Origin of the sequence: Cupriavidus sp. SIMBA_020 (assembly GCF_046535395.1) — a bacterium.
Classification (GTDB): domain Bacteria; phylum Pseudomonadota; class Gammaproteobacteria; order Burkholderiales; family Burkholderiaceae; genus Cupriavidus; species Cupriavidus campinensis.
In genome coordinates this window covers 1-19,388 of the sequence record NZ_JAWRWU010000012.1, presented here as the reverse complement: position 1 = coordinate 19,388, position 19,388 = coordinate 1, and the positions used below count along the sequence as shown (strand labels likewise).

General features: G+C 67.0%; 17 protein-coding genes. 6 read left to right on the top strand and 11 right to left on the bottom strand.

Annotated elements, in window-relative coordinates:
- The first annotated feature begins 66 nt into the window (after positions 1-66).
- The 4 genes from cyoA (at position 67) to cyoD (ending at position 4,291) form a co-directional block, all read left to right on the top strand.
- A complete protein-coding gene (gene cyoA, locus SB751_RS20965) occupies positions 67-1,140 on the top strand; it encodes a ubiquinol oxidase subunit II (protein ID WP_144197636.1) in 1,074 nt (357 codons plus the stop codon).
- 67 nt (positions 1,141-1,207) lie between these two features.
- Positions 1,208-3,211: a cytochrome o ubiquinol oxidase subunit I gene (cyoB, locus tag SB751_RS20960; protein ID WP_144197635.1), complete on the top strand. Its 2,004-nt coding sequence runs from the start codon at positions 1,208-1,210 to the stop codon at positions 3,209-3,211.
- A complete protein-coding gene (gene cyoC / locus SB751_RS20955) occupies positions 3,204-3,863 on the top strand; it encodes a cytochrome o ubiquinol oxidase subunit III (protein WP_144197634.1) in 660 nt (219 codons plus the stop codon). The genes cyoB and cyoC overlap by 8 nt, the downstream gene beginning before the upstream one ends.
- Positions 3,860-4,291: a cytochrome o ubiquinol oxidase subunit IV gene (gene cyoD / locus SB751_RS20950; protein ID WP_211942733.1), complete on the top strand. Its 432-nt coding sequence runs from the start codon at positions 3,860-3,862 to the stop codon at positions 4,289-4,291. Before cyoC ends, cyoD begins: the two co-directional genes overlap by 4 nt.
- Before the next feature lie 38 nt (positions 4,292-4,329).
- Here the strand turns inward: cyoD and SB751_RS20945 are convergent, their stop codons facing one another.
- From SB751_RS20945 to SB751_RS20930, 4 genes are all read right to left on the bottom strand, one after another.
- Positions 4,330-5,871: a methyl-accepting chemotaxis protein gene (locus tag SB751_RS20945; protein WP_144197632.1), complete on the bottom strand. Its 1,542-nt coding sequence runs from the start codon at positions 5,869-5,871 to the stop codon at positions 4,330-4,332.
- 236 nt (positions 5,872-6,107) lie between these two features.
- On the bottom strand, positions 6,108-6,704 hold the full coding sequence (locus SB751_RS20940; RefSeq protein ID WP_211942732.1) for a histidine phosphatase family protein: 597 nt from the start codon (positions 6,702-6,704) through the stop codon (positions 6,108-6,110).
- Positions 6,705-6,767: 63 nt separating this feature from the next.
- Positions 6,768-8,036: an MFS transporter gene (locus tag SB751_RS20935; protein WP_377731812.1), complete on the bottom strand. Its 1,269-nt coding sequence runs from the start codon at positions 8,034-8,036 to the stop codon at positions 6,768-6,770.
- A 148-nt stretch (positions 8,037-8,184) separates the two neighbouring features.
- Positions 8,185-8,418, bottom strand: coding sequence for a CDP-diacylglycerol pyrophosphatase (locus SB751_RS20930; protein WP_092293765.1), 234 nt, complete (start codon positions 8,416-8,418; stop codon positions 8,185-8,187).
- 322 nt (positions 8,419-8,740) lie between these two features.
- Between SB751_RS20930 and SB751_RS20925 the strand changes: the two genes are divergently transcribed.
- Positions 8,741-9,790: a squalene/phytoene synthase family protein gene (locus SB751_RS20925; RefSeq protein WP_144197631.1), complete on the top strand. Its 1,050-nt coding sequence runs from the start codon at positions 8,741-8,743 to the stop codon at positions 9,788-9,790.
- 66 nt (positions 9,791-9,856) lie between these two features.
- Here the strand turns inward: SB751_RS20925 and SB751_RS20920 are convergent, their stop codons facing one another.
- The 3 genes from SB751_RS20920 to SB751_RS20910 form a co-directional block, all read right to left on the bottom strand.
- Entirely contained in the window at positions 9,857-10,168 is a 312-nt protein-coding gene (locus SB751_RS20920; protein WP_144197630.1) for a hypothetical protein, read from the bottom strand.
- 162 nt (positions 10,169-10,330) lie between these two features.
- Positions 10,331-11,107 (bottom strand): 3-hydroxybutyrate dehydrogenase, encoded by a 777-nt coding sequence (locus tag SB751_RS20915; protein WP_186296832.1) that lies wholly within the window; start codon positions 11,105-11,107, stop codon positions 10,331-10,333.
- Positions 11,108-11,131: 24 nt separating this feature from the next.
- Positions 11,132-12,523 carry a GntP family permease gene (locus SB751_RS20910; protein WP_144197628.1) on the bottom strand — a complete coding sequence of 464 codons (1,392 nt, stop codon included), beginning with the start codon at positions 12,521-12,523 and terminating at the stop codon, positions 11,132-11,134.
- Between the two features lie 257 nt (positions 12,524-12,780).
- On the opposite strand from SB751_RS20910, the gene SB751_RS20905 reads away from it, so the two are divergent.
- Complete coding sequence (locus SB751_RS20905; protein ID WP_410748513.1) at positions 12,781-14,322, top strand: sigma-54 interaction domain-containing protein; 1,542 nt, start codon at positions 12,781-12,783, stop codon at positions 14,320-14,322.
- Positions 14,323-14,335: 13 nt separating this feature from the next.
- Here SB751_RS20905 and SB751_RS20900 read toward each other — a convergent pair whose 3' ends face one another.
- The 4 genes from SB751_RS20900 to SB751_RS20885 all read right to left on the bottom strand — a co-directional run bounded on the left by SB751_RS20900 (position 14,336) and on the right by SB751_RS20885 (position 19,099).
- Entirely contained in the window at positions 14,336-14,746 is a 411-nt protein-coding gene (locus tag SB751_RS20900; protein ID WP_144197626.1) for an FKBP-type peptidyl-prolyl cis-trans isomerase, read from the bottom strand.
- A 74-nt stretch (positions 14,747-14,820) separates the two neighbouring features.
- Entirely contained in the window at positions 14,821-15,450 is a 630-nt protein-coding gene (locus tag SB751_RS20895) for a DotU family type IV/VI secretion system protein (RefSeq protein ID WP_144197625.1), read from the bottom strand.
- Positions 15,447-18,824 carry a DUF6531 domain-containing protein gene (locus tag SB751_RS20890; RefSeq protein ID WP_250025654.1) on the bottom strand — a complete coding sequence of 1,126 codons (3,378 nt, stop codon included), beginning with the start codon at positions 18,822-18,824 and terminating at the stop codon, positions 15,447-15,449. Before SB751_RS20890 ends, SB751_RS20895 begins: the two co-directional genes overlap by 4 nt.
- 8 nt (positions 18,825-18,832) lie before the next feature.
- Complete coding sequence (locus SB751_RS20885) at positions 18,833-19,099, bottom strand: PAAR domain-containing protein (RefSeq protein ID WP_144197623.1); 267 nt, start codon at positions 19,097-19,099, stop codon at positions 18,833-18,835.
- Positions 19,100-19,388: the final 289 nt, after the last annotated feature.

The window sequence follows — 19,388 nt, the reverse complement described above, 5'->3', positions numbered from 1 at the left end:
TAGGAAATCGAAAAGATGATTGCGTCGAGCGGCGCTCGACGTTCCTCAAACGCCACTTCCGCAACCATGCGACCCTTCGATTCTGCGGCTCGGCCGCTCAAAGTGACGGGAAGACTGCTTTTGCGTGTTGGTGCGTTCGGCCTGCTGGCCGCGCTCGCCGGTTGCAACGCAGTGCTTTTATCGCCATCTGGCGAGTTGGCCGTGCGCCAGCGCGACCTCATCATCATCGCCACCCTGCTGATGCTGCTGATCATCGTTCCGGTGATCATCCTGATCTTGCTGTTCGCCTGGCGGTACCGGGAGAACGCCAACAATCCCCACTACAACCCTGACTGGGACCACTCCACGGTACTGGAGCTGGCGATCTGGGCCGCGCCGCTGCTGATCATCATCGCGCTGGGCGCCGTCACCTGGGTGAGCACCCACCAGCTCGACCCCTACCGCCCCCTCACCTTCATCGACGACAAGCGCGCCGTCACGCCCGACACCAAGCCGCTGGTCGTGGAAGTGGTGGCGATGGACTGGAAATGGCTGTTCCTCTACCCCGAGCAGGGCATCGCCACGGTCAACGAGATGGCCGCGCCGGTGGACCGGCCCATCGCGTTCAAGATCACGGCCACCTCGGTGATGAACACCTTCTTCGTGCCGTCGCTGGCGGGCATGGTCTATGCGATGCCCGGCATGGAGACCAAGCTGCACGCCGTCATCAACAAGGCCGGCGTCTATGATGGTCTCTCCGCCAACTACAGCGGCGAGGGCTTCTCCCATATGCGCTTCAAGTTCCACGGGCTGTCAGACGGCGATTTCGACAAATGGGTGCAGCAGGTGAAATCGGGCGGCACCGCGCTCTCCAAGGATGCCTACGTGAAGCTGGCCGAGCCGAGCGAGCGCGTGCCGGTACAGCGCTATGCCAGCGTGGAGCCCGACCTGTACAAGCAGATTCTGAACCGCTGCGTGCTAGGGGGAACCTGCATGGCGGACACGATGGCGCTGGACCGCAGCCGCGGCAAGTTCGACCCGTCCACCTACGTCTGCACGGCCGGCAATACGGCTGGCAGCGCGGCGGGTGGCGCGGCGGGCGAGGCGCCCATGTTCGCCTCGGAGCCCACGCTGAACGACGGCAGGCGCTTGCTGCGGTAGACGAACCGCCGCCGGACTCGTAATCTTTCGCCAATACTCAGCGGCCTGCTGGCCCAGGTGACACAACATGCCCGAGCGTTCCGATCTCGCTTCGCCGATCTTTGGCCGCCTCTCCTGGGAGGCCATTCCGCTCCATGAACCGATCCTGCTGGCGACGTTCGCCGTCGTGGCGCTCGGGGGCCTTGCCCTCGTCGGCGCGCTGACCTACTACCGGGTCTGGGGCTACCTGTGGCGCGAGTGGTTCACCAGCATCGACCACAAGAAGATCGGCATCATGTACGTGATCCTGGGCATCGTGATGCTGCTGCGCGGCTTTGCCGACGCGATCATGATGCGAATACAGCAGGCCATCGCGTTCGGCGACAACCTCGGCTACCTGCCCCCCCATCACTACGACCAGATCTTCACCGCCCACGGCGTGATCATGATCTTCTTCGTGGCGATGCCGCTGGTCACCGGGCTGATGAACTTCGTCGTCCCGCTGCAGATTGGCGCACGCGACGTGGCGTTCCCGTTCCTGAACAACTTCAGCTTCTGGATGACCGTGGGCGGCGCCGTGCTGGTGATGATGTCGCTGTTCGTGGGCGAATTCGCGCGCACCGGCTGGCTGGCCTATCCACCGCTTTCCGGCATCCTGCACAGTCCGGACGTGGGCGTGGACTACTACATATGGTCCCTGGAGGTGGCCGGGGTCGGCACATTGTTATCGGGGATCAACCTGCTCGTCACCATCGTCAAGATGCGCGCGCCGGGCATGACGCTGATGCGCATGCCGATCTTCACCTGGACCTCCCTGTGCACCAACGTGCTGATCATCGCCGCGTTCCCGGTGCTCACCGCCGCCATCACCATGCTGGCGCTGGACCGCTACGTCGGCACCAACTTCTTCACGGCGGATCAGGGCGGCAGCGCCATGATGTACGTGAACCTGATCTGGATCTGGGGCCACCCCGAGGTCTACATCCTGGTCCTGCCCGTGTTCGGCGTGTTTTCCGAGGTGGTGGCCACCTTCTCGCGCAAGCGGCTGTTCGGCTACGCGTCGATGGTGTACGCCACCGTGGTGATCACGGTGCTCTCCTACCTGGTGTGGCTGCACCACTTCTTCACGATGGGATCAGGCGCCAGCGTCAACTCGTTCTTCGGGATCACGACGATGATCATCTCGATCCCGACCGGCGCCAAGATCTTCAACTGGCTGTTCACGATGTACCACGGGCGCATCAAATTCGAGGTGCCGATGCTGTGGACCATCGGCTTCATGGTCACCTTCGTGATCGGCGGCATGACCGGCGTGCTGCTGGCGGTGCCGCCCGCCGATTTCCTGCTCCACAACAGCCTGTTCCTGATCGCCCACTTCCACAACGTGATCATCGGCGGCGTGCTGTTCGGGCTGATGGCCGGCATCACCTACTGGTTCCCGAAGGCGTTCGGCTACAAGCTCGACCCGTTCTGGGGCAAGTGCTCGTTCTGGTTCTGGCTGGTCGGGTTCTACGTGGCGTTCATGCCGCTGTACTGGCTGGGCTTCCTCGGCGTGACGCGCCGCATGAACCATTTCGACGATCCCTCGCTGCAGCCGTGGTTCCAGATCGCCGCGCTGGGCGCGCTGCTGATCGCCCTCGGCATCGGCTGCTTCATCATCCAGCTGGTGGTCAGCTTCATGCGCCGCGAGCAGCTGCGCGACACCACCGGCGACCCGTGGAACGGCCGCACGCTCGAATGGTCCACCTCGTCACCGCCGCCGCAGTACAACTTCGCGTTCACGCCGATGGTGCACGATGCCGACGCCTGGTGGCAGATGAAGCAGCTGGGCTACCAGCGCCCCGAGCAGGGCTTCATCCCCATCCACATGCCGAAGAACACCGCCGCCGGGATCGTGCTGGCGGGCCTGAGCACCCTGTGCGGCTTCGCCCTGATCTGGCACATCTGGTGGCTCGTGGTGGTGTCCTTCGCGGCGACGATCATCGCCGCCATCGTCCATACCTTCAACTACAAGCGCGATTACTACATTCCGGCCGATGACGTGGTCCGGACCGAAGCCTCGCGCACCCAACTGCTCGCCTCCCATGGTTGAATCGACGATGCCCCTCTCGCACGGCGGCCCGGGCACCCATCCGGCCGCGCCGCTCGACCACAACTACCAGTTCTACGTCAAGGAGGAAGTCCACGCGGAGAACGGCACGCTGCTCGGGTTCTGGCTCTACCTGATGAGCGACTGCCTGATCTTCGCCTGCCTGTTCGCCTGCTATGGCGTGCTGGGGCGGGAGTACGCGGGCGGCCCCACCGGGGCGGAGCTGTTCGAGCTGCCGCTGGTGGCGCTGAACACCACGTTCCTGCTGCTGTCGTCCATCACCTACGGCTTCGCCATGCTCCAGATGCAGGTGCGGCGCAAGGCCGGCACGCTGATCTGGCTGGCCATCACCGGCGTGTTCGGCCTGGCCTTCCTGTTCGTGGAGCTCTACGAGTTCGCGCACCTGATCCATGAAGGCGCCGGGCCGCAGCGCAGCGCCTTCCTGACATCGTTCTTCGCGCTGGTGGGCACGCACGGGCTGCACGTGACGTTCGGCATCATCTGGCTGGTGGTGCTGATGTTCCAGGTGAGCCGGCACGGGCTGATCACGGCCAACAAGCGCCGCCTGATGTGCCTGTCGATGTTCTGGCACTTTCTGGACGTCGTGTGGATCGGCGTCTTTACCTTCGTCTACCTGATGGGAACGTTGCAATGAGCGTGCACGACAACACCCTCGGCGGCCACGCAGACGCGCATGGCCATGACCACGAAGACGACATCGGGCCGCACGCCACGCTGGGCGGCTACCTCACCGGCTTCGTGCTGTCGGTCTTCCTGACCGCGATTCCGTTCTGGCTGGTGATGGGCGACGTGTTCGACAAGACCTCGACCACGGCTGCAGTGATCCTGCTGCTTGGCGCGGTGCAGATCGTCGTCCACATGATTTTCTTCCTGCACATGAACGCACGTTCGGAAGGCGGCTGGAACATGCTGTCCCTGATCTTCACGCTGGTGCTCGTGGTCATCACGCTTGCCGGATCGCTCTGGGTGATGTTCCACCTGAACAGCAACATGATGCCGTCGATGCAGCATTCGGAGACGCTGCCGGGCCCGGGCGGCATCACGCCGCCCAAGGCCCCTTGATACGCTTTTGATACCCCGGCGGCCGCTCAGGCAGCCACTCAGGCGGCCAGGCGGAAGGTAGACACCGCTTCCTTCAGGCGCTGGGCCTGCTCCTCGAGCGAGCCCGCCGCCGCCGCGGCCTGCTCCACGAGCGCCGCGTTCTGCTGCGTCACGGTGTCCATCTGCGTGACCGCCAGGTTCACCTGCTCGATGCCGGCGCTCTGCTCGGCCGAGGCCGCGCTGATTTCCCCCATGATGTCCGTCACGCGCTTCACGGCGCTGACGATCTGCTCCATGGTCTCGCCGGCACGCGCCACCAGCTGCGAGCCGCGCTCCACACGATCCGCCGAATCGCCGATCAGCGACTTGATCTCCTTGGCCGCCGTGGCCGAGCGCTGCGCCAGGCTGCGCACCTCGCCCGCCACCACGGCGAAGCCGCGGCCCTGCTCGCCGGCACGGGCCGCTTCCACCGCCGCGTTCAGCGCCAGGATGTTGGTCTGGAAGGCGATGCCCTCGATGACCGAGATGATGTCCACCACCTTGCGCGAGGACACGTTGATCTCGTCCATCGTATGGACCACCTGCCCCACCACGTCGCCGCCCTGCGTGGCCACTTCCGACGCATTCACGGCCAGCGCGCTGGCCTGCTTGGCGCTGTCGGCGTTCTGGCGGACGATGCTGGTCAGCTCCTCCATGCTGGAAGCCGTTTCCTGGAGCGACGACGCCTGTTCCTCGGTCCGCTGCGAGAGGTCCGTGTTGCCGGCGGCGATCTGGCTGGTGCCCGTGGCAATCGCCTCGGTGCCGTAGCGCACTTCGGTGACGATGCCGAGGATGTTGTCGTTCATCTCGCGCAGCGCCTCGAGCAGCTGGCCGGTCTCGTCCCGGCTGTCCACCTCGATCTGGCTGGTCAGGTCGCCCGCCGCCACGGTGCGCGCAAAGCCCACCGCGCGGTGCAGCGGCCGCGTGATGCCAATGGTCAGCCACCACGCAAACGCCACGCCGATACCCAGCGCCACCACACCCAGCGTGATCAGGCCGTTACGCGCGCTGCGGTAGATGCTGTTGATTTCCGCCGCCGTGGTGTCGATGGAGGCGCGCTGGATGTCCAGCAGCTTCTGGATCTCGGCCAGGTAGGCATCGCCAGCCGGCACGAACTCGGTCTCGAGCACCTTGTTCGCCTCTTCGGTCAGCGCGTCCTTCTTGAGCTTGGTGATCTTGTCGCGCGAGTCGTTGTACGGGTTGCGCACGACGAGAATGCGCTGGAACGCGGCCTTCTCCGCCTCGGAGGTCAGCATCGGATCGAGCTTTTCGCGCAGCTTGGCGATCGCATCGGTCGAATACTTGGTCTCGGCCGCGAAAAAGGTGCCGAGCGAGGGGTCGGCGCTGCGCGCCACGGCGGTCGTGCGGCGCACGCTCGCGTACATCAGCCGGTACCAGTCACTAACCAGCCGTTCCTTGGCCAGCGGCTGCTGCATCATTTCGTGCGTACGGCCGGCCACTTCCTGGAGGCGCAGCACGCCCACCACGGTCATGAGCGTGGATAGCATCAAGACCACGCCAAAGCCAATGCCAAGGCGAACACCAATACCAAGATTCTTCATTTCTTCTACCTGATTGCACACTGGTGGGTGACCGTGCGCGCCCGCATGGCGCCCGGCCGCTCTCTCTCCGGTGCCCCGTCGCGCGAATGGTCGCAAGACCGGACATTGGATGACCTAACGGCATCGGGCAGCAGAAACTTGAGAAATTTCTCAGGGAAAACGCGCATTGCGGACGCTGCCCGCCCGTGGGCCGGTGGCCTCCCGCATGGCGGAACCCAGCGCGGTGCTGTCTTCCATCATTCCAGGCCCGTTGCGGGCAGGATGCGCGTCCGGCGCGGGTTGCCGGCCGAAGGCAGTTCGATCGCCACGCCGCCGCCGCTGTCGGCGCCATGGCCGGTCAGCGCCGAGATCACAACCTGATGCGTGACCATCAGGTAGGGCCCGCCGCGCGGGTCCAGGCCGTCGATCAGGCGGGAGAGCTTCTCGGTCTGGGCGGTTCGTGCGGCGGGATCGGCCTCGAAGAACGAGTTGAGCAGCGGCTGCACCTGGACCGGGCCCAGGTTCATCAGCCGCGCGGTGTCCTGGCAGCGGCACCACGCACTGCTATATATATGGGTCGGACGAACGCCAGCGGCGCGGAAGCCTTCGCCAAGCTTTGCCGCCTGGCGGCGGCCCCGTTCGTCAAGGTTGCGTTGCGTGCTGCAATCGCCAAGACGGAGACCTTTCGGATCGCCCACGCCCGGCGCGCTGGCGTGGCGCAGCACCACCACCACGTTGGGACGTCGCAACGCCTCCAGCGACATCGGCATCGGCTCGGATTGCGCCATCGCGGCCGCGCTACCCCATCCGGACGCCACCAACGACAGCGTGCTGACAAGCAGAATACGGAACATGGCGGCCTCCCTGGCAATGCGCCCCATCCACGATAGGACACCGGCGGCCACGCTGCCCGGGAGCTAGCGCGGCTGGGCGGCGGCCGAGGTCCGGCTGAAGGCGTACGGCACCAGCGCCAGCCCCACCAGTACGCCCGCCGTGAGAAAAATCGCCCCGTAGGAATCGGCTTCCGGCCATTGGCGCGTGTGGCCAGCGTTGGCAATCAGCCCGAAGCCCCACGAGGTCAGCGCGGAACCGAGGAAGACGAAGGTATTGAGCACGCCCAGTCCGCGCCCGCGCGACGGCGCCGGGATCAGCGCGCGGCCCTGCGCCATGACCAGCGGATGCAACATGCCGATGGTCGACAGCAGCGCCATCAGGCCCACGCCGGACACTATCCCGCTGTCCGGCCAGCCCCACAGCAGCAGCCCGCCCACCATCGACAGGACGCCCCAACCGAAGATGGTCGCCTTCAGGGACGTGCCGCGCACCAGCACCGGCAGCAGGAAGGCGGTCAGGAAGCCCGCCAGGCTCAACAGCGTCAGCGCCACGCCGCGCGTGCCGGCGTTCAGATGATAGACATCGGCCAGATACGGGCCGCTCCAGGCGTTCCGGAACGCCGTGCCGGCGGCCATCGCCACGCACATCGGAATCAGCAGCCAGAGCGAGCCCATGCCGAGCAGCCGCGCGCTGTCGGTCAGCATCGCGCCCATCGGCACGTTGCGCGCCTCGGCGTGGCCCTCGTCGCGCACCACGCGCCAGACGCCATAGCAGACGGCTGCCATGAAGATTGCCGATGCCGCCATCGCCGGCCGCCAGCCCACATGCTGCGAGGCCCAGCCCAGCGGGGCCGTGGCGCACAGCGCGCCGACCATGCCCAGTGCATTGGAGCGGCTGACCACGCGCATGTACTGCCTTTCCGAGAGCTGCTCGGACGCGTAATGGAGCAAACCCATGAAGACCGGCGCGCAGGCCAGGCCGAGACCCATCTGGGCGAGCATGGCCACCGTGGCGCTGGGCGCCGCCGCGAAGGCGATGCCGGATACCGCGCCAACGCCGAGCAGCCACGCCGTGGGACGGCCCACCCCGAAACGGTCGAATGCCAGCCCCACCGGAATCTGCGCCACCGCGAAGGCCAGGAAGAAACCCGACGACAAGGCCCCGTAGCCCGCCGGCGAGAGTTGAAAGTCGTGCTGGAGTTCAGGCGCGATCACCGCGAGGCAGCTCCGATAGAACTGGCTCAGGATAAATGCGAACGTGAGAAACGTGATGCCGCGCCGGGCCGTGGCGTCGGGCGTCGTGCTGGGGCTTTCCTCGGGGAAAGTCGAAATATGAGGGCGTTGCAACGCGATGACTCGTGGCTGTCGGGGGAGCAGCCGGCCATTTTACGCGCGCGGTTCGCCCGGTATTCGCAGGATTGCAACAAATCGTGCGAATTACGGCACGCCATTCCGCCTGGCGAAACCTGGAGAGCAGCCTAAGGCCTTGGCGCCCTGAACGTCAGCGGGCCGAGCGGCCGCCGTAGAACGTTCCCGTGCGCGGATTGGAGATGTGGTACGCCTGGCTGATGGCCCAGCGTTGCGCGGCCAGAAAGGCTTCCGGCTCGCGTTGTGTCCAGGCGCTGACCATCAGCGGCGAGGCATCTTCCTCGGTATTGGGGTAGACGGCCGCCCGGTGCACCGCCGCCCTGTCGGGCGATCCGGGAATCGTCGTGGTTCGAATCGTGACTTGCATCAACGCAGTTCCTAGAGCCCAGATGCCGAAAATTATGCGCGGATCGGCGTGACATTGCCATGACCACGTGATGACAGCCACGCGCACATGTATGGTGTGCGTCCCATTGAGGGAGACTGCCGCGCCGGCACTGGCTTTGCGGGCGGTGTGGCGCCGTGGTGACGTGGCGCGCGCGCCACGCTGCCGCCCTGGCGACGCGATCCGGGCGGTCTGGCGGCCCCGCGCGGGCGGCTACAATGCGCCTGCGCCACCTCTCCGGCCCGCCTAACGCGCCCAACCCGCCCAACGCGCTTTCTCCGCCTTCACCGCCTTATATCGTTTTATGCCAATTCCTGACCGGGTTTTCCTGCTCGGCCCGCTGCTGAAGGGGGTGTCCCGCTCGTTCTACCTGACGCTGCGCATCCTGCCCGCCGGCATGCGCGACCCCGTGGGGCTCGCCTACCTGCTGGCCCGCGCGGCGGACACCATCGCCGATACGGCGCTGATTCCCCCGCCGCAGCGGCTGGCGCTGCTGCTGGCGCTGCGCGCCCGCGTGAACGGTGCCGATGACGGGGGCGAGCTGGTCCGCCGACTGGCCGCCGAGGTCGCCAGCCAGCAAACCCTGTCGGACGAAAAGGTGCTGCTGGAGTCGATCGGCCCGGCCCTCGACGTGCTCGACCAGCTGCCCGACGCCGACCGCACCGCCGTGCGCGGCATCGTGACCACCCTGACCGAGGGCATGGAACTCGACCTGCGCACCTTCCCGGACGAAGGCTCCGGGCAGGTGGCGGCATTGCCCGCCATGGCCGATCTCGACCGCTATACCTATCTGGTGGCCGGCTGCGTGGGCGAATTCTGGACCACGATGACGGTCCGGCATCAGCCGGGCACGCTGCCGGCGCCGGCCGACCTGATGCTGCGCCGGGGCGTGCGCTTCGGCAAGGCCTTGCAGATGGTCAACGTGCTGCGCGACTGCGGCAAGGACCTGCGCATCGGCCGGTGCTACCTGCCGACCGAGCTGCTGGACCGGCATGGGCTGTCGCCGCAGGATCTGCTGGACCCGGCCAACAGCCGCCGCGCCCGGCCGATGCTGGCGGAGGGCGTGCGCGTGGCGCTCGACCATTTCCGCGAGGCCATCGCCTACACGCTGGCCATCCCCCGCACGGCCGTGCGGCTGCGGCTGGCCTGCATCTGGCCGATCCTGATCGGACTGGAAACGCTGCTGTTGCTGGTGGACAACGACGCCTGGCTCGATCCGGCGCGTGTCTCCAAAGTCCCGCGCGGCAAGGTCTACCGGGTGCTGGCGGGCAGCCTAGCGTGCGTCATGGTCGATACCGCGCTGCGGGGCTGGATGGAAGGGCTGGTAGCGCGCATCGAGGCCCGGCTGGCCTGAGGACAACCGGGCCCCAAAAACAAACGGCCCGCACAAGGCGGGCCGTTTCATCTGGCATGCAAGCGGTTACTTTGCGGCCTCGGCAGGCGCCTTCTTGGGCGCCTTGGCCTTCTTCGCCGTGCTCTTGCTGTCGGTCAGCGCCGATGCCGTGCTTTGCTTGGCGCCCTGGGTGTACGGGTCGAACTTGTCGCCTGCGCGGGCGGTGTCCGGCACGTAGCCGTCCTTGTTGGTCACACGGGCCGGATCGGGCACGTAGCCGTCCTTGTTCGTGGTCCGCATGTTGTAGTCGTAGCGGTCGGCGGGGTTCGCCGGGCCTGCCGCGAGCACGACGCCCGGAACCAACGTTGCAATGGCCAATACCATGGTGATGGACTTCATCGATGCCTCCTGACGGAATGTAAAAGATCGCGCGTCCAGGACGCACGTGCCAAGCGTAAGCCTAGTCCGATGGGCGCCAATGCGCCATGGCATTTGCACGTGAATTGTTGTAAAGCACTGGCGCGGTGCACCAAGGGCGCGCACGCCCCGCGCTTCACCACCCTATTGCGCCGTCCAGCCGCCATCCGCCGCCCAGGCCGCCCCGCGCACCTCGTCGCCAAGGGGCGAGCACAGCATCGTCACGATCCCGCCCAGCTGGCGCGGCGTGACGAACTGCCCGGACGGCTGCTTGTCCGCCAGCAGCCGGGCCTGCGCCGCCTCGGTCGAGATGCCGTCCCGCGCCGCGATGTCCGCGATCTGCTGCGCCACCAGCGGCGTCAGCACGAATCCCGGGCAGATCGCATTGCACGTGACACCGGTACCGGCCGTCTCGAGCGCCGTGACCTTGGTCAGGCCCACCAGCCCGTGCTTGGCCGCCACGTAGGCCGACTTGCCCGCCGAGCCCACCAGCCCGTGCACGGACGCGATATTGACGATGCGGCCCCAGTTCCGTGCGCGCATGCCGGGCAGCGCGTGGCGGATCGTATGGAAGCTCGAGGTCAGGTTGATGGCGAGGATGTCATCCCACTTCTCCACCGGGAACGCCTCCACGGGCGCCACGTGCTGGATGCCGGCGTTGTTCACCAGCACGTCAACGCCGCCAAAGCGCGCCTGCGCCGCGGCGACCATCGCCGCGATCTCGTCGGGCTTGCGCATGTCCGCCGGATGGTGGATGGCCTGCACGCCAGTCGCCGTGAGGCTGGCCAGCGCCGCGTCCACATCGCCAAAGCCGTTCAGTACGATATTGGCGCCAGCCTGGGCCAGCGCCTGGGCGATGCCCAGGCCGATGCCGCTCGTGGAGCCGGTCACCAGGGCGGTCTTGCCTTGCAGATGATTCAGATTGCTCATGATGGCTTCCGGGGGTCAGACCAGGCCGGTCAGGTAGAACGCGGCGATGACGAAGAACACCGCCAGCGTCTTGATCACGGTGATGGCGAAGATGTCGCGGTACGACTCGCGGTGCGTGAGCCCCGTGACCGCTAGCAGCGTGATCACCGCGCCGTTGTGCGGCAGCGTGTCCATGCCGCCGCTGGCCATCGACACCACCCGGTGCAGCACTTCCAGCGGAATCTGGGCGGCCTGCGCGCCCTGGATGAACGTGTCGGACATCGCCGCCAGCGCAATGCTCATGCCGCCCGAGGCGGAACCGGTGATGCCGGCCAGCGTGCTGACGGACACCGCCGCGTTGACCAGCGGATTGGGAATGCTGCGCAGCGCGTCGCTGACCACGAGGAAGCCCGGCAACGCGGCGATGACGCCGCCGAAGCCGTACTCGGACGCCGTGTTCATCGAGGCGAGCAGCGCGCCGCCGACGGCGCCCTTGGTGCCTTCGGCAAAACGTTCCCGCACAGCGCCGAACGCGGTGACGAGCACCACCACGATGCCCAGCAGCAGCGCGGCCTCCACCGCCCAGATCGCCGTCACGCTGGCGATCTTGGTCTCGATCGGCTTGGCCAGCCCCGGCAGTGAGACGCTATTGGCCGGGCCATACCAGAGCGGGATCATCCGCGTCAGCCAGAAATTCGACACGCCCACCAGGATCAACGGCAGGATGGCCAGCCACGGCGGCGGCAGCTTGCCGCCCTCCACGCGTTGCGGCTCGTTACGCAGGTTGGTGCCGTAGCCCTCCCCACGCGCGGCAGCCGCGCGGCGGCGCCATTCCAGGTAGCTCAGGCCCACCACGATGATGAACAGCGAGCCAATCACGCCCAGCACCGGCGCCGCCCACGAGGTGGTCTTGAAGAACGTGGTCGGGATGATGTTCTGGATCTGCGGCGTGCCCGGCAGCGAATCCATCGTGAACGAGAACGCGCCCAGCGCGATCGCCCCCGGCATCAGGCGCTTCGGGATATTGCTCTGGCGATAGAGTTCGGCCGCGAACGGGTAGACGGCGAAGACCACCACGAACAGCGACACGCCGCCATAGGTCAGCAAGGCGCAGACCGCCACGATGACCGCGTTGGCCCGCGAGCGGCCGATATAGCGGATGGCCGCGGCGACGATGGACTCGGAAAAGCCGGACAGTTCGATCACCTTGCCGAACACCGCGCCGAGCAGGAACACCGGGAAATAGAGCTTCACGAACCCGACCATCTTCTCCATGAAGATGCCCGAGAACACCGGCGCCACGGCGGACGGCTCGGTCAACAGCACGGCGCCAAGCGCCGCCAGGGGTGCAAACAGGATGACGCTGTAGCCGCGATAGGCGGCAAACATCAGGAACGCCAGGGCGGCGATCACCACGACAAAAGACATGAGGTCTCCAGAATTTGTTCTTGAACCGACGCTGCTGAGCGGCCATGGAAGAGCCGTCGCGCGCGGATTGCCCCTGGCTTGTCAGGCATCGGGGGCGGCAGGAGTTTGCAGGATGTGTGCCATACGCCATATGCGTCCAATACTTCACTTACGGGCGTATTTGTCTCGATTTGTAGATTCCCGCGTGCGATCGAGGCATGCAAATCTCGCTTGTGAGACACTCGCTGTCTCCCCATCGAGACAACGAGATCGGCAGCATGCAGAAAATAGCGGAGCCGGGCGGTGCCCTGCTGCTGGACTACGACTACGTGGCGCGTCGCGCCATGGCCTCGCTGTTCCGCACGTTCGAGAATTTCAGCGAAGGCACATTCGTGGTGGACGACCACGCGCGCGTGGTCTGGATCAACAAGCGCTACGCGGCGCGCTTCGGGTTCTCCAACCCGCAGGAGGCCATCGGCCGCGACTGCGAGCAGGTGATTCCCAACAGCCTGATGCGCGAGGTGGTGACCACAGGCAAGCCCATCCTGCTGGACATCCTCGAGACAGACAGTGACACGATGATCGTCACCCGCCTGCCGATCAAGGACGACGACGGGCGCACGATCGGCGCGGTGGGCTTCGCGCTGTTCGACGAACTGAAGTCCTTGACGCCGTTGTTCGCCCATTACTCGCGCGTGCAGGCCGAACTGGCCGCCGCGCGCCGCTCGCTCGACCAGGCCCGCCGCGCCAAGTACACCTTCGCCAGCTTCATCGGCACCAGCCCGGCGGCGCAGGAGGTCAAGCGCCAGGCCCGGCGCGCGGCGCGCGTGGAGTCCCCGGTGCTGCTGCTCGGGGAGACGGGCACTGGCAAGGAACTGCTCGCGCATGGCATCCACGCCGGCTCGACGCGTGCCGAGCAGCCCCTTGTCACCGTAAACGTGGCCGCCATTCCCGAGACGTTGCTGGAAGTCGAGTTCTTCGGCGCGGCGCCGGGTGCCTACACGGGCGTGGACCGCAAGGGCCGCATCGGCAAGTTCGAACTGGCGAACGGCGGCACGCTGCTGCTCGACGAGGTGGGGGACATGCCGCTGATGCTCCAGAGCAAGCTGCTGCGGGCATTGCAGGACAAGGAGTTCGAGCCGCTCGGCTCCAACCGCATCGTGCGCGCCGATGTGCGCATCATCGCGGCCACGTCGGCCGACCTGCACGCACTGGTGGCGGCGGGCAAGTTCCGCGCGGACCTCTATTACCGGCTCAACGTCCTGACGATCGAACTGCCGCCGCTGCGCGAGCGCCGGGCCGACCTGTTGCTGTTGGCCAACGCGATCATCGAGGAACTGTGTATCAAGGCCGATCGCAACCCGCCTGGCCTGCGCCAGGACGCCTTGCAACTGCTTGGGGAATATGACTGGCCCGGCAACGTGCGCGAGCTGCACAACGTGCTGGAACGCGTGGTCATGCTGTGCGACGAGGATTCGATCGACGCGGCCACGCTGGCGCCGCTGCTGGACCGCCGTCTGCCGGCGACCCTGGTGCCGGCAAGCCTGGAAGCGCCCGCCGCGGTGGCCGCGGTGTCGACAGATGTCCAGACAGATGCGCCGACAGATGTGTCGATAGATGTGTCAATCGACGCGCCGGCACTGCCCGAGCCTCCACCGCAAACCTACGCGGCGGCGATGGCCGGCTTCGAGGCCGCCTTCCTGCAACAGGCGCTGGACGCCTGCGGCGGCCGCGTGGCCGACGCCGCCGCCCGCATCGGCATCAGCCGCGCCGCGTTCTACAAGAAGCTCGCGGCGCTGAAGCCTGCTTCGGCCGCCTGATCAGGCGGCCTGATCAGCCGCCGATACCGAGCAGTTCCACTTCGAAGTTCAGCGTGGCGTTCGGCGGAATCGTACCCGGCACGCCGCGCGCACCGTAGGCGCTGGCCGACGGGCAGGTCAGCTTGGCCTTGCCGCCCACCTGCATCTTCTGCACGCCTTCCGTCCAGCACGGAATCACGCGATTCAGCGGGAACGAGATCGGCTGGCCGCGCTTGTACGAGCTGTCAAACTCCGTGCCATCGGTCAGCGTGCCCCGGTAGTGGACCTTGACGGTATCGGAGGCCTTGGGCGAAGCGCCCGTGCCCTTGGTCACGTGCTGGATCACCACGCCGGACGGCAGCGTCTCGGATGCCGGAGCGGCGGCCTGGGCAGCGCCTGCGCCAGCGAGCGCGACGGCGGCAAGAATCAGGGAGAGAGTCTTCATGGGAATCTGTCGTGTCAGTGTGTTTGGAAATTGGCGCCGGCAGCGCGATGCCAGCCGGCAGTGTACCCGAGGCATCATCCAACCACGAACAGCCCGACGATGACGTGCGCGAGCGAGAGCGACAGCACCAGTGCAACGAGGACCACGGCAATCCAGCGCCACGGCATCGCGCTATGCGGCTCCGGTTCGGCGACCAGGGCTGGCACAGGCTCCTCCTCCACCACCGCCGGGACCGGAGGCCGGACGCGCGGCGCCGTATCCGGCAGCGGCGCGCCATGCTCGTCCCGCAGCCCGCGAGCGACCAGCGCCGCGATCACGGCCAGTGCGTGCGTGCCGATCTCCGGCGCTTCACGCAGTTGCAGGATCCACGTGCGGCATTGCTGCCCGGTATCCGCGCTGCCGTAATACTCGCGCAGCAGGCTGTCCTGCAGCCAGACACCCCGGCAACTCCCCGACGCGCCCTGCACACGGCTGCCTGCCTGGTCCAGCGCGGTGCAGAAGCAATAGCGCACCGCCTCCACGGCCTCGGGCGGCAGGTTCACCGCCGCGCCCGCCCGCTGCAGGTAGACAAGCCGTTTGCGGGCCTCGCGCTTGAGCCACTCCAACCGCGCCATCGACTTCAGCGCCGGCGACAGTTCGTCGAGGATGCGGAACAGGGGCTGGGCGAGATGGAGCAGGAGATTGCCTTCCCAGTAGTGGGTCATCCCCCTTCCTTCTCCGCGCGGGAGGAGGCCATGGCGTGCCGCCGTGCGCTATCCGCCACGGTCCAGTAGTCGTCAGGCATGGCCGGCCCTTGCGCATGCAACGACGGCACCGGCTTCGCCGTGGGCGCCCGATACGCATAGGGGTTGACGCCATCGCCGCCCCGCCGGTCCGGGCTCAGGTACCGGCCGATATCGGGGTCGTAGACGCGCCGGCCGTGCCAGTGCAACCCGATTTCGTCGTCGGCGAACTGACCCGCGAGCCGCAGCGGCTGCCCGGCGGTGGCGGCCGGGCCATCCTGGGCCAGCAGGCGGCCCAAGGCCGTATAGCGGCCAGACCAGACCTCCGCCCCCGTCTCGTCGGTCAACGCCACGGCAGTGCCGGCGACATCCGTTTGGTAGTGCAGGAGCCGCATGCTCCCGGGCTGCCCACCGGCATCGAGCACCTGGTCGATACAGGTCAATGGCACGTCACCGCCAAAGCCGTGCTTCGTCGGCACATGGAGATAGGTCCGCACGCGGTCTGGCTCGATCATCTGAATCAAGGTGTCGTCGTGCCAGACGAAGCGCGTGACGCGAGGCGGCGTGGCCGGCAAGGCGCGGCCCGGCGCCTGCCGGACCGTCACGGTGCGCTCGATGCAGCGGCCCAGCGGGTCGTATTGGTAACGCACGAGCCTGTCGCGCACGCGCACGGCGATCAGGTGGTCTTCGGCATCCCATTCCAGCGCGATCGCGTCGCGGTTGCCGGACTTCGCCACAACCCGCCCCCAAGCATCGTACTCATATCGCCAGCCTGCAAACTCGGTGAGCCGGTGATCGTCGCGCCGCTGCGGGCCCACCAGGCTCCGCGACGGGTCCAGCTGCGTGCCGGCACCATCCCAGCTAAAGCGCTCGATGCCCAGATCGTCCGTCACGCGCCGCAGCAGATTGCCGCTGCGGTCATAGTCGAGGTGCGTGGTGCCATGGCGATGATCGATGGTCTGCACCACCCTGCCGCCGGCGCCGTAACTGACCGCGCGCCAAAGCCGCAGATCCTCGGCTACGATCTCGCGCTCGGCGGTCTCACTGTGCAACACCGCGCGCCACCACAGCGGCGCCCCGACGGCGTCGTAGCCCGTATAGGTCAGCAGGTCGCCCTGCATGCGAACCACTTCGCGCTGCATCGCATCGAAGGCAAATTCCGCGACATGCTGGCCATCGATCCCGATCAACGTGACCGCCCCCGTGTCATCGCGCGTCACCTGTATGGTCTGCTGCTGCGGCAGGAGCACCCCAATCAGGCGACCGGCGTCATCGTAGCCATAGCGCAGCTTGCCGTGCGGGCCTTCCTCGGACAAGGGCTGGCCCGTCTCGTCATGCGTGTAGCGGATGGAGGTTTCTACGATGCCGATGGCCTCGCCCTCGGCCGTGGGCGTGCGTGTCACGGTCTGGAGCCGGCCATCGGCGGCATAGTCGAACCGATAGCGACTGTGCATGGTGTCCCGCCCCACGAGACGGCCGAGCGGGTCATACGCGAACGCCTCGCGCCGCATCTGGCCACCAGCACTCGCTGTCAGCGCGGCGAGCGCACCACGGTCCGTGTAGGTGTACGCGTGCGCCACGCCGTTCTCGTCGGTCGACCGGCTCGGGCGGCCCACGGCATCCCATTCGAACGTCTGCACCGCGCCATTGCCGCTCGTGGTACGCACGCGCCGGCCGTGCGCGTCATAGGCATGCGCGATGGCGTGCCCCTCTTCGTTGATCTCGCGCAGGACACGCCCGCGCCCATCGCGCTCCCACGTCCGGCCCTGGCCGTCGGCACCGACATACTGCGTCCGCTGGCCGAGGGCGTTCCAGCCATGACGCTCACAACTGCCATCCGCGCGCGTCAGCTGGAGCGGCCAGCCGTTGCCGTTGCATTCCAAGCGTGTGATGCCGCCCGCCGCATCACGCAGCGCAGCGACATGGCTGTCCGCGTCATAGGTCAGGTCGAAGGTCCGCCCCGCCGCATCGGTCTGCCGGATCACCCGGCCGGCGGCGTCCCGCTCGAGTGTAATCGTTGCGCCATCGGGGCCGGTGCGGCGGACGATCCAGCCGTGCGCGTCATACGCCGTGGTCACTTCGCCTTCCGGCGTGAGGTGCTGCGTCGGCTGGAGACTGTCATCACGAACCCACGCCCAGCTCTGGCCCGCGGACTCTTTCACCATCAGCGGCGCGAGTGTGCTGAAGGTGTAGTGGGTCTGGCGCCATCGGCCGGAAGAATCCGTCTCCTTGACCACGCGCGACAGGTTATCCAGCGTGAGCACGATGCGGCGCTCACCCGGCAGTTCCAGCGCCACCGGCCAGTGCGAGCGGCTGTACTGGAACGCATACTGGCGCCGATCGAAATCGCGAAAGCCGACCACGCAACCACGCGCGTCGTAGCGCCAGTGCGCTGTATGCCCAAACACATCGGTGACGTCGCAGGTGCGCGACGCGGTGTCGTACGTGAACTGTTCGCGTGCCCCGGCATCGGTGCTGCGCTCGACCACGCGCGCACGGTCTCCATCGGCTTCCCACACGTAGCGGGTCACGCCGCCGAGTGCGCCGACCTGTTCGACCATACGCCCGCCCCGGTAGCCGTAGCGCCGGGTCGTGGCACCGGTGCGGTCCTCGACCCGGGCGAGCCGTCCGTCGTCATCGTAGCGATAGTGCGCCAGCATGCCCGCAGGCCCGCTGCCAACGCTCTCTATGGCGGACAAGCGTCTGCCGTCGCCGGAATAATGCATCTGCAATACGTAACCGCACGTGCTGCCAAGCCGGTCCAGCCGTCCCGAGGCGTCCCGGATGCAACCGATGCGCTCGCCGGCATAGTCCTCGATGTACTTGAGCCGTGCGATGCCCTGCGCGTCGAACTTTTCGAAAACGCGATAGCACGGCGAGAAATCGGCCACGACCATCGTGCCATCGGACAGGCACGCCAGGTGCAGGCGTTCGGACAGCACCGTGACGCGCGCGCCTAGCTGCGGATCAGGCACATCGATCATGCGCCCGTGCTCGTCGGTGTAGACCAGCCGGTCGCCCTGGCGGTGCAGCGTCACCTCCCAACGCACGCGCCAGCCAACGCCCAGCGCCCCTTCCACCGCCAGTGCGCCGGAGTAGAAGCGCGACCAGCACAGCGGCAGTCGCGCCGGCAGCGTGAAATCGGTCTCGTGCGCGGGCAGGCAGATCTTGTCGCCAGACAAGACATCGATGTCGCCCCACAGCAGCCCGGACAGCGCGCGACGAACGCCGTACCGCGCCGCGAGCTCCGCGTCGTGGCCGTGGAATCGCCCGACGAAGGGGCGGGTTGCCACGGCATCGATCTCCTTCGTCCGCAGCACATCGAGCAGGCTGCCCAGTTCACTGATGGCCGACATGTCCGCCCTCAACCACCGACGAAGACGTTCGGGGAGCCACTTGCGACCGGTGCGCCACAGCCGGACACGCCGCCGACCATGGAGGCCGGCATGTTGTTGATGAATACGGTGGACGAGCCCTTCGCCAGCGAGCCGCCTCCGTGCAGCGAGCACGTGCAGCTGCTCGCGCACGCAACGGCGGCTGGCACCCCGTTGATGAAGACATTGCCGGATCCTGACGTGATCGACCCTCCGTGGCCGATCGCGTCACCCAATCGCGCAGCTGGCGTTCCCATATGTGCCTCCTTTCAGAATCGAGTGATGCCCCGGTGACAGATGTCACCGGGGCGAGCAGGTTCTCGCCTTCCGCCGTTACGGCTCTGGCGTCGTTGGCGTCGGCGTCGGGATCGGCGGCGTCGGCGCGGGTGGGGTAGGCGTCGGCGTTGGGGGCGTTGGTCCAGTCGGACCGGTTGGACCGGTGGGTCCTGTCGACCCGGTTGGCCCGCTCGGCCCTGTTGGCCCTGTTGGCCCTGTTGGCCCTGTTGGCCCTGTTGGCCCTGTTGGCCCTGTTGGCCCTGTTGGCCC

What these genes read in the sequence shown, in the direction of transcription:
- cyoD (WP_211942733.1), top strand. Translation starts at nt 3,860, where the DNA reads ATGAGCGTGCACGACAACACCCTCGGCGGCCACGCAGACGCGCATGGC.
- cyoA (WP_144197636.1), top strand. Translation starts at nt 67, where the DNA reads ATGCGACCCTTCGATTCTGCGGCTCGGCCGCTCAAAGTGACGGGAAGA.
- SB751_RS20945 (WP_144197632.1), bottom strand. Translation starts at nt 5,871, where the DNA reads ATGAAGAATCTTGGTATTGGTGTTCGCCTTGGCATTGGCTTTGGCGTG.
- SB751_RS20895 (WP_144197625.1), bottom strand. Translation starts at nt 15,450, where the DNA reads ATGACCCACTACTGGGAAGGCAATCTCCTGCTCCATCTCGCCCAGCCC.
- cyoC (WP_144197634.1), top strand. Translation starts at nt 3,204, where the DNA reads ATGGTTGAATCGACGATGCCCCTCTCGCACGGCGGCCCGGGCACCCAT.
- SB751_RS20905 (WP_410748513.1), top strand. Translation starts at nt 12,781, where the DNA reads ATGCAGAAAATAGCGGAGCCGGGCGGTGCCCTGCTGCTGGACTACGAC.
- SB751_RS20890 (WP_250025654.1), bottom strand. Translation starts at nt 18,824, where the DNA reads ATGTCGGCCATCAGTGAACTGGGCAGCCTGCTCGATGTGCTGCGGACG.
- SB751_RS20900 (WP_144197626.1), bottom strand. Translation starts at nt 14,746, where the DNA reads ATGAAGACTCTCTCCCTGATTCTTGCCGCCGTCGCGCTCGCTGGCGCA.
- SB751_RS20920 (WP_144197630.1), bottom strand. Translation starts at nt 10,168, where the DNA reads ATGAAGTCCATCACCATGGTATTGGCCATTGCAACGTTGGTTCCGGGC.
- SB751_RS20930 (WP_092293765.1), bottom strand. Translation starts at nt 8,418, where the DNA reads ATGCAAGTCACGATTCGAACCACGACGATTCCCGGATCGCCCGACAGG.
- SB751_RS20925 (WP_144197631.1), top strand. Translation starts at nt 8,741, where the DNA reads ATGCCAATTCCTGACCGGGTTTTCCTGCTCGGCCCGCTGCTGAAGGGG.
- SB751_RS20885 (WP_144197623.1), bottom strand. Translation starts at nt 19,099, where the DNA reads ATGGGAACGCCAGCTGCGCGATTGGGTGACGCGATCGGCCACGGAGGG.
- cyoB (WP_144197635.1), top strand. Translation starts at nt 1,208, where the DNA reads ATGCCCGAGCGTTCCGATCTCGCTTCGCCGATCTTTGGCCGCCTCTCC.
- SB751_RS20940 (WP_211942732.1), bottom strand. Translation starts at nt 6,704, where the DNA reads ATGTTCCGTATTCTGCTTGTCAGCACGCTGTCGTTGGTGGCGTCCGGA.
- SB751_RS20910 (WP_144197628.1), bottom strand. Translation starts at nt 12,523, where the DNA reads ATGTCTTTTGTCGTGGTGATCGCCGCCCTGGCGTTCCTGATGTTTGCC.